Origin of the sequence: Bacillus sp. M13(2017) (assembly GCF_002218325.1) — a bacterium.
Taxonomy (GTDB): Bacteria; Bacillota; Bacilli; order Bacillales; family Bacillaceae_G; genus Bacillus_A; species Bacillus_A thuringiensis_K.
Genome location: NZ_KZ268503.1, coordinates 91,921 through 103,770 on the forward strand (window position 1 = coordinate 91,921; position 11,850 = coordinate 103,770).

Consider the following 11,850-nt stretch of genomic DNA (forward strand, 5'->3'; position numbering starts at 1 on the left):
GTTTTTAAATGAAAAAAGTTGTTCGTTACTCATTAGTTAGTATTCTATTCGTTTCTTCATTTTTAGTTGGTTGCGAAAAAGAAAAAACAACGACAAAGCCGAAAGATGACAAGAAAGTATTACAGTTACTAGAAACGGGTGAAATTCCGTCGTTAAACTCAGTGAAAGTCACAGATGCAATCTCGTTTAACGTTTTGAATAACGTAATGGAAGGACTATTCCGTCTATCGAAAAATGATGAAGTAATTGAGGCAGGCGCACAAAAATATGAAGTGAGTAAAGATGGAAAGACATATACATTCCAATTGCGTGATGCGAAATGGTCTAACGGAGATCCAGTAACCGCCCATGATTACGTATACGCTTGGAAGCAATTGATTAATCCAGATACAGCTTCTCAATATGCATACATTGCGTACGATGTAAAAAATGCTGAGAAGATAAATAAAAAACAACTAGGTCTAGATGAATTAGGAGTAAAAGCGAAGGATGATAAAACATTCGTCGTAGAGCTAGAACATCCTGTACCGTATTTTACGAAATTATTAATTTTACCATCCTTCTATCCAATTAACGAAAAATATGCGAAAGAGCAAGGTGATAAATATGGATTAGAAGCAAATAAAGCGGTATATAATGGACCGTTTACATTATCAGAGTGGAAGCATGAAGCTAGCTTTACAATGAAGAAAAACGATAAGTATTGGGATAAAAAAGAAGTGAAGTTAGATGAAGTAAACTATCAAATTGTAAAAGAAATTTCAACTGCGGTAAATTTATATGAAACAGATAAAGTTGATAGAGCTGTTATTTCTACAGAATTCGTAGATAAATATAAAAATAATAAAGAGCTAAAACAATATACAGATCCAGTTATGTACTTCTTCCGATTTAATGAAAATGTACCGATTCTTAAAAATAAAAATGCACGTCTTGCGCTAAGTACAGTTTTTGATAAGAAGGGACTCGCAGATTCATTTTTAAATGATGGGTCGGTTGCAGCAAACTATTACGTACCAAAAGGATTCTTAAAGGGCCCAGATAAGAAAGATTTTAGAAGTACGGCAGGTGAGTTTAATAAAACTGATGTAAAAAAAGCGAAAGAATATTGGGAGAAAGCAAAACAAGAGACAGGTACAAATGAAGTGACGTTAGAACTATTAAATTATGACTTAGAAAACTTTAAAAAAGTTGGAGAGTACATTAAAGAGCAGCTTGAGAAAAACTTACCAGGCTTAAAAGTGAATGTGAAATTACAGCCACATACGCAAAAATTAGCACTTGAGAAGAAGAAAGAATATGAAATGTCGTTATCACGCTGGTTACCGGATTATCCAGATCCAATGACTTATTTAGAAGTATTTCTTTCTGGAAGCAGTGTTAATAATACAGAATATGCAAACCCAGAATATGATGCGTTAATTAAGAAGATTAAAACAGAATTAGGTAATGATGAAAAGGCTCGCTGGAAAGCAATGCAAGATGCTGAAAAAATGCTACTTGATGATGCAGTAATTGCACCGGTATTCCAGCGCGGATTATCTTACTTACAAAAACCATATGTGAAAGATTTATATGTACATCAATTTGGTCCAGCTACAAGTTTAAAATGGGCAGATGTACAAAAATAAAAGAATGGGGAAACAGACTTCACGTATGTGATAGTCTGTTTTTTTGTACAGTTCCGAATGAAATATAGACATTTCATATGTTTTTTTACGACTTAAAAATAAAATTATTACTAAAATTCCAGTGTGAAATTTATGTAGAATCTTGTATAATTAACGTGTTTCTATGGAAACATTTTCTTGCGCTATTTATATAGGGCTTAATAGAACAAGGAAGGAAATACATACATGTATATAATAGATAAATAGAATGGAACATGTATAGAGAAAAAGGAGAGAAAAGATGACGTGTCAAAAACAAGGGTTACAATTTAATAACGATAGAAAGAGGGATAGAAGATGAAAATGAAGCATGCTTTTGGTCCTATAATTTTAGCGTGTGTGCTTTTTTTCATTATCATTCTAATCCCATCGAAAAGTTTAGTATCGCTTATTAGTGATAAGAAGGTAGAAGATGCGGCAACTTCTTTACAAAAAGAGAAATTACAAAGTGTTTTCTTACAGCAAAAAATGTTAGAGAATTCACAGTATTTACCGATGTACGGTTCATCAGAATTTTTACGAATGGATGCATATCATCCGTCTAATTATTTCAAAGTAAATCCAGCTGGTTTTACACCGTTTTTAATTGGAACTGGTGGTACACAAAGTTTAGCTCATATTTTAAATATGACATCTACTATGGATGAATTAGAAGGTAAAAAAGTAGTCTTTGTTCTTTCACCACAATGGTTTACAAAGACTGGTGTATCACAAGGGGATTTCACTAATAATTTCTCCAAACAACAAGCATATCATTTTATTTTTAATGATGAGATAAATCCAGAAATGAAGAAGCAAATCGCGAAACGGCTATTAGATTATAAAGTTGTTCAAGAAGATGATATATTAAAAAATTCATTAGAAGGTATTGTATATAATGATACGAAACATAACATAAAAGCAGGTTTAGTTAAACCACTTGCTTATATGCATCGAAATATTTTAGATCATAGAGATTTATTTAACTCTTTATTTAAAATCGAACCGATGAAAGAGAAAACAAATATCGGACTTCGTTCAATTTCTTGGGAAGACGCACGTAAACACGCAGAACAAGAAGGGAAAGCAGAGTCTACTACAAATACATTCGGAATTGAAAATCCGTATTATCATAAGAATAATCTGAAGAAAAAACTAAAAGGTTTAAAAAACTTTAGAGCAAATGAAACATATGATGAATCACCAGAATACGATGATTTACAAATTATTTTAGATTTATTTAAAGAGAAAAATGTCAAACCACTCTTTATTTCTGTACCTGTCAATGGGCCTTGGTATGATTATACTGGATTCCCGAAAGAACGCCGTGAAGTGTATTATAAAAAAGTTCGAGAACAGGTTGAGAAAGCAGGATATCCAGTAGTTGATTTCTCTGGTCATGAATATGATAAGTATTTCTTAAAAGATACGATTCATTTGGGCTGGAAAGGTTGGATTTATTTTGATGAAGCAGTGCAGAAATTTAATTCTGAGAAATAAAGTATAGAAATCGGAATGGCTATGAGCCGTTCCGATTTTTTTAGTATAGAGGATTTTGGTGAGGACAATTTGGGAATGCATGTATATCTTGAATCTGTCTATAATCATAATGTTTCATTGCGAACTGGGCTTGATAAAGGTATTCATACACATACAATTGACCATCATGAGCTGAACATAATACACCAGAAGTTCCTTGCCCATTTATGAAGGAAATACCGATAGGGCGTCCGATTAAGTATAGTATTTTTTGCTGCCAATGCATAGGGGAATCACTCCTTTTTGAGATAATATACGAAAGAAATGATCAAACGGTTGCTTATCCATGTAAATGTAGATGGAAAGGTGTTATATAATTCTTGAAGATTAATTCATATATAAATAAATAAAAAACCGCTATAACTCCGAATGAATTTATAGCGGTTTTTGTTATATTCTTAAGCAAGATTTTTACGCTTTTTTGTCCATTTTTTTATAACGAAGTATAAAAGTATAAGTACGACGCCACCAATTGCGAATGATTTCACATAAGGACCAGCAATATCGTTAATATTTTCCCAATTTTCACCTAGTTTTTCACCTAAATAAATGAAAATAATAGACCAAGGGATAATCGCAAGTGCTGTTAATGTAGTGAAACGTAGTAAAGGCATTTTTGTAATACCAGCAGGAATTGAAATCGCATGACGCACTACTGGAATGAAGCGTGCTGTAAAAATGACGCCAGTTCCGTAACGATTAAACCAATCTTCTGCAGCATCTATTTGTTTTTTATGTATGAAAATATATTTTCCATAACGTTCTAATATAGGGCGTCCGCCGTATCGTCCAAGCCAATAAATAAAGATTTGGGCAATAACACCGCCAATTGTACCGAATACAACTGCGCCTATAAATGAGATACTTCCATTGAATACTAAGTATCCTGCATAAGCAAGGACAATTTCACTTGGGATAATTTCAATCATAAGTCCAAGCATAATGCCCCAATAACCTAATCCTTCAAAAAACGTTAATACTGAATGAATAAAACTACTTAACATTGTTGCACCTTCTAGTTTATGAATTTTTGAGTATAAGAACCTTTTATTTAATTACGTAAAAGGTTCACTATATGTAGATTATACCTTATTTACATAGGGGATTGCTATTTCAATTCTTTTATGTCTCTCATAAGTATTATAGTAAAGTATATAAGCTACGTTTTCATGAAGGGTTAATGAAAAGATTATTAAAAATTTCTCATATATCAATGATAATAGACTGAAAATTAAGTATAATGATATAGGTCTTTCATTTACAAAAATAGGAGGAGAACGTATGTATATTACAGATCCGATTTATGGACCAATCTCTATTCGTGATAGAGATATCCTTCGATTGATAGATACAAAAGCATTTCAAAGGTTGGCGAATATTAAACAACAAGGACATACTTATTTTTTACATGAGAACGCAATACATACGAGGAAAGAACATTCGATAGGTGTATATGTGCTAGTAAATAAAGTGATAGAACATCTTACTGAGATTGGTGACATACATTTATCGAAATATGAACGAAAGCTAGTATCTACTGTAGCCCTTCTACATGATGTTGGACATGGGCCATATTCACATTGTTTTCAGCAAATATCGGGTGAAGATCATAGTGAGTGGACGGTACGAATCATTCAAGAGGACGAAGAAATACGTACGATTTTAAATCAAACACCTAGATTATTAGATGATGTAACGAAAGCTTTAACAGAAGATGGAGTTTTTCCAATTATAGATGAGCTCTTATTTAATTCATTAGGAATGGATCAATTAGATTTTTGGAATAGAGATTTATATTACTCGTCGCTTGAATTAGAAGGTTTACAGATAGAAGAATTGATTGCTAACATGCGTTTAATTGACGGTAAACTTGTTATTGAAGAATCGGGAATCCCCTTCATCGAACAATTAATGAAAATGAAAGAAGGGCTTTACAATAATGGATTTGGCCACCCGTTTGTGATAGGAAAAGACATATTGCTGCAAACAATTTTTAAAATGATAGAGGAGAAAAATCTTTCGTTCTATACTCCTGAACTTCAAAACTTCTTTCATAAAGGAGAGAAGTTAGAAGTAGAAGACTTTCTTCCGTTACAAGATGAAATGATTTTAAATGAAATACAGTGCTTTGCAAAATCAGGTGATGTTGAAATAGGATCTTTAATTCAACTGTATGTTTCAGCAACCAAAAGTTTATCATTTCAAAAAGGAGTGGAGGGTGATTTTAAAAAGGAAAATAACAATTTAACGATAATAACTGAGAAAAAGGCGTACAGTTCATATGTAGGGAGTATTTACGTTTATAGTGAGGGGCAGTTAGAGGATATTTTAGAGAAATCAAATTTCATTCAAAAGATAGTAAAATTGCCTAAAAAAGAATATGCCTATTCTTTTTAAAGTGGTTTGAAAACATAAAATAGATGGGGTGGAAATGTGAACTGGAAAGAACGTCTTCTAGAATTAGATGATTTATCAATTATATTAGAATGGTATAACGATGAAGAATTACATAACATAGCAGATGTGAAACCATTTAAGCGATATACAATAGAAGAACTTCGGGAGTATTGGACTGAAAAATTAGCGCGGTCTTATGCAAGTTATCATGTAATAATAGTGAGAGATGAAGTAATAGGAAGAGTCGGATTAAAAAAGACGAAATATGATGATACCTATGTGATGGAATACTCTATTCTTATTGGCGTTTCGAATTTATATTCAAAAGGACTTGGAACAGAAATTACAAAGTATTTCATAAGTAAATCGTTTTTAGATTCCGATATACAAGCAGTTGTATTACAGGTAAGAGAAGACAACAAAAGGGCAATTCGTTGTTATGAGAAAGCTGGATTTAAAAAAGTAAAATCATATATAGAGAATGAAGTGAAAGTGTATGATATGCATAGAATTAAGAATGAGAAAATAGCACGGTAAAAAACAGTTAATTCTGAATGTAATGAGGGTTAGGGGGATATATGGAACCTTAAATGACACTACTTATAGATATGCGTAATACTACGGTTTTATATGAAACTTAAATTTAAATAAATCAAGCAAGCATTTGTTGTATATTTGGAACAGATGGTTGCTTGTTTTCGTTGTAAAAAAATAGAAGCATTTCTGCTCCTATTTTTTAAGGCTTCACATCTAAGTTCTGTAAAAATAAAGTTGCTGTTACGTAACGCTTTGCTAACATTTGTACATAAGCGGTATGTACAGAAAGGGTCGCAATAATAATAGCGTTACGAATTGCTTCGCGTTGTTCGTTATTAATTTGATCGAACTTACTTGCGATTTTATCAGCTTTTTCTTTTACGATGTTTTCAATTGTATGAACGGTATCTGTTGCATTTAATTGTAAGCAATTCCCTTGATTGAGTTCTTCAAATAAAGAAGAGTATGCTACATATAAATGAACAGGATTGATTAAATCATCACTTCGATCAGCTGGATCATTTACAATAAGGCGTAATAGCTTACGAATGGATTCAAAATCAAGTGCTGTTTTTAAATCTTCGACAATAAATAGTAAGGCTGCTTGTTCAATTGAATATTTTTTCCCTTTTTGAGGAGAGCCAATCATTTCTTTTATATCTCGTTTCACCCAGTTTTGCATAGCAGTTACAGAGAAACTTGTGTTTTCAATCTGATTGCCAAGCGCAACTATTTCATTTAAAGAAAAACCGACATCAGTATCGTCAATTTTAATCAGCTTTTCAAAAATAGGTGAAAGTGCGGTAGTAATAAAAGCTGTAACGCTTTGTCCGCTTTCAATATCTTTTTTATGTGACTTTGCCCAAGCTTCTTGTAAAATACCGAGAGGCTTTTTCGTATTCCATCCTCTTAGTGATAGAAGAAGGGTAGCCATTTCGTTTCGTGTGAGATGAAATGTTTCCATCTTTTCACCTCCAAAATAATAAAAAGTTCTTATGAACTTATAATATGTTTTGTTTCATTTAAAGTCAATTCTGTTTTGCTTAATTTTTCCTTTGTGACCAAACTGTTGAAAGTAAATAATACTTGCATATTTCGACAAAAGTTCATATAATAAGTTCATAAGAACCTTTAAAATGTTCTTAAAAACAAATCTATTATTCTGAATTTACTAGAAAGATAGATTTCACATATATCTATATAAAAGGAGAATGGATATAATATGTTGAAAAAACTTGTAGCAGTAATGACAGCATTCATGGTTATCTTTGGGGCTAGCAGCTTTATGTTCGTAGATCATGCAGCAGCGAAAAGTTACAAATCTGGTAAAAAATCATTTACACCAAGTTCAGGTCAAAAGTCAAAAGTTGATTTAAACAAAAAAGACTCAAATGTAAATTCCCAAAAAACGACTCCAGATTCAAAAACGAAAGCAACAAACACGGCACCAAAAAGTAATAAAGGAAGCTTTATGAAAGGTTTATTACTAGGTGGTCTTGGTGGTTTACTAATGGGTAGCTTATTTGCAAATATGGGAGCTCTTGGTTCTGTATTAGCGTTTATGGTAAATATGTTAGTAATGGCTGGTATCGTAATGTTAGCAGTTCGTGCATTTAAATACTTCAAAGACCAACGTAAGAAGAAGGCAGATGAAGTAGCATGGAAACAATAAAAATTTCTGAACAAGAGCTTATAAATGCGCTTTGTATATATATCGCTGAAAAAAGACAAGTGGGTCCAGAAGAAGTATTAGTTGAACTCATGTATGATGACGACTACGGTTTCTCTGCGGAAGTAGAGGTAAATGGTCGCCAGCAAATTTTAATTCAAGCAAACTTAATCGAAGCTTTACGCTTATTGCTTGACAGAGAATATAATGTCAATTCATTTGCAGCGAGATTACAACTTGAATTAGATGACGAAGAAGGTATTTACGCATTAGCGAAATTTAATAACTCAGATGAGTAGAGAAGAGAGCTGTTGAGAATAATCTCAGCAGCTCTTTTTAGTATGTGCATATGTAGATGAGTAATCACGCCAAATTTCATTCATTTTTCGTCTACCGATATCTACCATCGGATTAAACTGAATTGCAGATTTCTGACGAACAAAGTGAACGTTTTGAATGGCGTGAGATAATTGTTGGTCGACTATATCACGTTTTTTGCTTGCATATTTAGCAATAGATAGACCTGCAACTGTTCCTTGCGCCATCGCAATTTTTCCGCTTTCAATGCCTGTAATATTGCCGGCTACTAATAAACCGGGAAGAGGGGTTTCCATTGTTTCGGAATGGAGAGGAACGTGTCCGCCTAATTCTGAAATGTAATGGAAGGGACAACCAGCTACAGCTGCAAGTTCGGCAAGTGGGTATAATCCCCCGGCAATACATACAAAATCTGCTTCATATATTTTCTCTGTTCCATTGATAACCTTTCCTTTAGAGTCAATATTAGCAATACGTACACCTTCAACTTGATCTGTTCCGATAATTTCAAGAGCTGCTTTCCGAAGGTGAAGTGGCGTTCCGTTTATTTTCATTCCGTTGTTTGGATAGAATGTTAATCCAGCTTTTCGAATCCAATCAAATTTCATAAAGTGACTACCTATTCGTAAGAAAGCAGAAGGAGCGAGGTGAGCTACATTTAAAAGAGAGTTTAAAACTTCTTCAGGTTCACCAGCTTTTTGACTTAACTCGCTTTTCTCAGGGAGTACAATATGATCTACTGTAATTCCCGCTAATTGCAATTCACTTAAAATGGCGAAAGACAAAATGTTAGCACCAATAATAATTCCTTTTTTTCCAACTTGCACGCGATGAACATTTGTCATAACTTGAGCTGCTCCAATTGACATCACTCCTGGAAGTGTCCAGCCAGGAAGGGGAATAGAATATTCCGCAGCTCCAGTAGCAAGTAGTACGAAAGGTGCTTCTAACGTACCGATATTAGTATGTACAAACCAATTGTTTTCATCTCTATCTAAATTATAGACCGAAACACCGCACCTGATATGTACTGAAAGTGATTCTGCTTCTTCATGAAGTCGCTTCGATTCTTTTATTCCGTTCCACCATTCTCCAGTAGGCTCTTGATGCAACTGTCCTAACAATCTCCCGCCCGGCTTCATAAATTCATCAATAACGAGCACTTTTAGTCCGAAACGAGCACAAGAAATAGAAGCAGATAATCCCGCTGGCCCTGCACCAATAATAATTACATCACTCATCGTTTTTTCACCATCTCTCTCACGATATTCGGATGCTGTTTCCCGCTTTCAACAACCATGTTTTCTTCTACAACAGTTAAGCATGCGCGTACATTTGTTTGATTATTTACTGTCATGCGGCATTCGGAACAGTGCCCGATATTACAATAAATACCTCGCGGTGTTCCGCTATCTTCATGAACTCTTAATGTCCTTATTCCATTTGCTAACAGGGCAGCAGCTATCGTTTCATGTTCATATGCTCCGTATTGATGACCGTTAAATTGAAAGGTAATACGCTCACTACTTTGTAAAGTACCTAAAATAGGGTGATGTGTAATTCTACTCATTTACTTTCACCTACCGATCCAAAAGTAACTGCACGTATTGGTGGTTGATATTTTAACGGTAGTTCATTAAGAGTTATGTCAGGATTCGCATTTTCAATCATTCGATCTATCATTATTCTGCATGTGCGACCACCGCAAAATCCCATGCCAGCACGTGTTCTTAGTTTTAATTCTCTTGCCGAGCAGTTATATTCAGCAATTGTCGATTGAAGTTGCCCATATGTAACCTCTTCACAACGACAAACGATTAAGTTGTTTTTATTTGTCATATGTATTCCTCCTCTAGTTCGGTTTTCATAAATTATATATGCAAAAATCATGCCAATATAGAGGAGGGAGAGAGGGCTACCTGTAAACGCCTGATCGGTGCATACTGATTCTTTATTGAAGTCCAAGTTTCTTTAAACGGTTATATAAAGTAGCCCTTGTTACACCAAGTTGTTTTGCGCATTCTAATTTATTCCCATTTAAAATTCGTAAAGCCCTTTCAATAACTTTTTTCTCATGCTCATCCATCTCTTCTTGTAAAGAAAGGATTGTATTATTGTTGCTGAGTAATAGGGAATGGGCTGTATGGTTGTCTAAAGTTTCAGTCGTATGAAATGGTAAATATTCTTGTTTTATAATTCCGTCTGTTGCGAATACCACAAGCCGCTCAACAACGTTTCGAAGTTCGCGAATATTACCTGGCCAATTGTAATGAAGCAGTTCATGCATAATGCTTGAAGGTAAGTCACGAATTGGTCTGTTATAGTTGATTGAAAAATCGTTTAAGAAAGAATAGGTTAATTCAATAATATCCTCGCGTCTTTCGCGCAGCGGTGGAATCTGCAAGCTAACTACATTTAAGCGGTAATATAAATCTTCTCGGAAAGTTCCTTTTATCATTTCTTCTTGTAAATCACGATTTGTAGCAGCGATAATACGGAAATCAATATTAATTTCTTTTTCACCACCAACTCGGTAATACTTTCGCTCTTGCAGTACACGTAACAGTTTTACTTGCATATCAAGTGGCATTTCACCTATTTCATCAAGAAATAAAGTACCGCCTTGCGCGAGTTCAATTTTACCTTTTTTTCCTTTACTATTTGCTCCAGAAAACGCCCCACGCTCGTAACCGAATAATTCACTTTCAAATAATGCTTCTGGAATTGCCCCGCAGTTAATCGAAATGAAAGGCGCCTTCGCTGCTTCACTTGCTTCATGAATTGCTTTCGCAAATACTTCTTTTCCAACTCCGCTTTCCCCAAGTATTAAAACAGTTGATTTCACCGAACAAACTTTTCTAGCTAATTGTATCGTTCTTTGTATAACAGGACTTTTTCCATTCATCGCAAGGAATGGATCGGATTCATCTTTATACTTTGCCACTTCTTGTTCTAAACGGTGCATTTCATGTGACATATTAAATAGTTTTTCATTTAAAGCGACTTGATTTGTAACATCTGTTTCTGAAACGACTGCTCCTATAATTTCATCATTACAATAAACTGGATTTGAATTAATTAATACGAATAAATCGGGGCGAGGCTGATGGAACTGAGCGACTATGCTTTTTCCATCATGTAAAGATTGTAAAATTTCCAAGTCTTTATAATCAAAAAAACGAGTAATCGGTTGCCCAATAATCTCATTATGGTTGACTGAAAATATTTTTTCAGCACCATCTGTCCAAGTTCGAACGCATTCTTTACTATCAATTACTGTAACAGAAGAGTCAGTTGTTTGTATTACAGTGTCATAAAATGACTGTAGTTCATTGTAGGACTTATAAAGAAATGGAATCATTTGCTGAGAAGTTATACAGCATATCGGCTCATCGTTTTCGTTAAGGATGATAACAGCTAATTCATAAGAAAAAGCGTCAATTAATGCAGTGAATGAGTCATCTACATAAATAATTGCGCAATTATATTCTTCTGTAGTAGAAGGGAGATAATAAAACCTTTCGTTTATTTTCTTAATGCGATCAAGGCAACATGTATGATTGATTAAAACGCTTTCCAAAAATTCTTGTATAGTCGGAAATGAAAATTCCATAATGTCCTCCTGTTATGTATAAAAATTTTGACAGTGATAAAAAAATAATACACCTATTTACTATAAATTTAAAATATTTTTACAAATAAAAATATTATTTATAAAAATTGTATATGTACAGAATTGGC

The 11,850-nt window shown here is 33.8% G+C and carries 13 protein-coding genes; 6 read left to right on the plus strand and 7 right to left on the minus strand.

The features are described 5' to 3' along the window. Positions 1 to 8 precede the first annotated feature (8 nt). Both CGQ22_RS12210 and dltD read left to right on the plus strand, forming a co-directional pair. Complete coding sequence (locus tag CGQ22_RS12210) at positions 9 to 1,631, plus strand: peptide ABC transporter substrate-binding protein (RefSeq protein WP_000758240.1); 1,623 nt, start codon at positions 9 to 11, stop codon at positions 1,629 to 1,631. 336 nt (positions 1,632 to 1,967) lie between these two features. Beyond that, positions 1,968 to 3,149 (plus strand): D-alanyl-lipoteichoic acid biosynthesis protein DltD, encoded by a 1,182-nt coding sequence (gene dltD / locus CGQ22_RS12215; RefSeq protein ID WP_000782300.1) that lies wholly within the window; start codon positions 1,968 to 1,970, stop codon positions 3,147 to 3,149. A gap of 40 nt (positions 3,150 to 3,189) precedes the next feature. Here the strand turns inward: dltD and CGQ22_RS12220 are convergent, their stop codons facing one another. Beyond that, complete coding sequence (locus tag CGQ22_RS12220) at positions 3,190 to 3,414, minus strand: hypothetical protein (protein WP_000558686.1); 225 nt, start codon at positions 3,412 to 3,414, stop codon at positions 3,190 to 3,192. Positions 3,415 to 3,586: 172 nt separating this feature from the next. Continuing rightward, entirely contained in the window at positions 3,587 to 4,192 is a 606-nt protein-coding gene (gene uptA, locus CGQ22_RS12225; RefSeq protein WP_000952913.1) for an undecaprenyl phosphate transporter UptA, read from the minus strand. A gap of 277 nt (positions 4,193 to 4,469) precedes the next feature. On the opposite strand from uptA, the gene CGQ22_RS12230 reads away from it, so the two are divergent. Continuing rightward, positions 4,470 to 5,585: an HD domain-containing protein gene (locus CGQ22_RS12230; RefSeq protein WP_000275989.1), complete on the plus strand. Its 1,116-nt coding sequence runs from the start codon at positions 4,470 to 4,472 to the stop codon at positions 5,583 to 5,585. Positions 5,586 to 5,621: 36 nt separating this feature from the next. Beyond that, positions 5,622 to 6,122: a GNAT family N-acetyltransferase gene (locus tag CGQ22_RS12235; protein ID WP_001104067.1), complete on the plus strand. Its 501-nt coding sequence runs from the start codon at positions 5,622 to 5,624 to the stop codon at positions 6,120 to 6,122. Positions 6,123 to 6,321: 199 nt separating this feature from the next. On the opposite strand, the gene CGQ22_RS12240 is transcribed toward CGQ22_RS12235, so the two are convergent. Next, entirely contained in the window at positions 6,322 to 7,086 is a 765-nt protein-coding gene (locus CGQ22_RS12240; RefSeq protein WP_000447231.1) for a DUF1836 domain-containing protein, read from the minus strand. A 258-nt stretch (positions 7,087 to 7,344) separates the two neighbouring features. On the opposite strand from CGQ22_RS12240, the gene CGQ22_RS12245 reads away from it, so the two are divergent. Together CGQ22_RS12245 and CGQ22_RS12250 are read left to right on the plus strand one after the other, a co-directional pair. After that, complete coding sequence (locus tag CGQ22_RS12245; protein WP_000914478.1) at positions 7,345 to 7,794, plus strand: hypothetical protein; 450 nt, start codon at positions 7,345 to 7,347, stop codon at positions 7,792 to 7,794. Beyond that, entirely contained in the window at positions 7,782 to 8,090 is a 309-nt protein-coding gene (locus CGQ22_RS12250; RefSeq protein ID WP_000447750.1) for a YxcD family protein, read from the plus strand. Before CGQ22_RS12245 ends, CGQ22_RS12250 begins: the two co-directional genes overlap by 13 nt. 24 nt (positions 8,091 to 8,114) lie before the next feature. Here the strand turns inward: CGQ22_RS12250 and CGQ22_RS12255 are convergent, their stop codons facing one another. The 4 genes from CGQ22_RS12255 to CGQ22_RS12270 all read right to left on the minus strand — a co-directional run bounded on the left by CGQ22_RS12255 (position 8,115) and on the right by CGQ22_RS12270 (position 11,722). Further along, positions 8,115 to 9,350: an NAD(P)/FAD-dependent oxidoreductase gene (locus CGQ22_RS12255; protein ID WP_001286107.1), complete on the minus strand. Its 1,236-nt coding sequence runs from the start codon at positions 9,348 to 9,350 to the stop codon at positions 8,115 to 8,117. Then, positions 9,347 to 9,679 (minus strand): (2Fe-2S)-binding protein, encoded by a 333-nt coding sequence (locus CGQ22_RS12260; RefSeq protein WP_000087067.1) that lies wholly within the window; start codon positions 9,677 to 9,679, stop codon positions 9,347 to 9,349. The genes CGQ22_RS12255 and CGQ22_RS12260 overlap by 4 nt, the downstream gene beginning before the upstream one ends. After that, positions 9,676 to 9,948: a (2Fe-2S)-binding protein gene (locus CGQ22_RS12265; protein WP_128266982.1), complete on the minus strand. Its 273-nt coding sequence runs from the start codon at positions 9,946 to 9,948 to the stop codon at positions 9,676 to 9,678. Before CGQ22_RS12265 ends, CGQ22_RS12260 begins: the two co-directional genes overlap by 4 nt. A gap of 112 nt (positions 9,949 to 10,060) precedes the next feature. Beyond that, positions 10,061 to 11,722: a sigma-54 interaction domain-containing protein gene (locus CGQ22_RS12270; RefSeq protein WP_000395821.1), complete on the minus strand. Its 1,662-nt coding sequence runs from the start codon at positions 11,720 to 11,722 to the stop codon at positions 10,061 to 10,063. Positions 11,723 to 11,850 lie beyond the last annotated feature (128 nt).

Excerpts from the sequence above, each read along its gene's own strand:
- CGQ22_RS12210 (WP_000758240.1), top strand. The coding sequence starts at position 9 with ATGAAAAAAGTTGTTCGTTACTCATTAGTTAGTATTCTATTCGTTTCT.
- dltD (WP_000782300.1), top strand. The coding sequence starts at position 1,968 with ATGAAAATGAAGCATGCTTTTGGTCCTATAATTTTAGCGTGTGTGCTT.
- CGQ22_RS12220 (WP_000558686.1), bottom strand. The coding sequence starts at position 3,414 with ATGCATTGGCAGCAAAAAATACTATACTTAATCGGACGCCCTATCGGT.
- uptA (WP_000952913.1), bottom strand. The coding sequence starts at position 4,192 with ATGTTAAGTAGTTTTATTCATTCAGTATTAACGTTTTTTGAAGGATTA.
- CGQ22_RS12230 (WP_000275989.1), top strand. The coding sequence starts at position 4,470 with ATGTATATTACAGATCCGATTTATGGACCAATCTCTATTCGTGATAGA.
- CGQ22_RS12240 (WP_000447231.1), bottom strand. The coding sequence starts at position 7,086 with ATGGAAACATTTCATCTCACACGAAACGAAATGGCTACCCTTCTTCTA.
- CGQ22_RS12245 (WP_000914478.1), top strand. The coding sequence starts at position 7,345 with ATGTTGAAAAAACTTGTAGCAGTAATGACAGCATTCATGGTTATCTTT.
- CGQ22_RS12250 (WP_000447750.1), top strand. The coding sequence starts at position 7,782 with ATGGAAACAATAAAAATTTCTGAACAAGAGCTTATAAATGCGCTTTGT.
- CGQ22_RS12255 (WP_001286107.1), bottom strand. The coding sequence starts at position 9,350 with ATGAGTGATGTAATTATTATTGGTGCAGGGCCAGCGGGATTATCTGCT.
- CGQ22_RS12260 (WP_000087067.1), bottom strand. The coding sequence starts at position 9,679 with ATGAGTAGAATTACACATCACCCTATTTTAGGTACTTTACAAAGTAGT.
- CGQ22_RS12265 (WP_128266982.1), bottom strand. The coding sequence starts at position 9,948 with ATGACAAATAAAAACAACTTAATCGTTTGTCGTTGTGAAGAGGTTACA.
- CGQ22_RS12270 (WP_000395821.1), bottom strand. The coding sequence starts at position 11,722 with ATGGAATTTTCATTTCCGACTATACAAGAATTTTTGGAAAGCGTTTTA.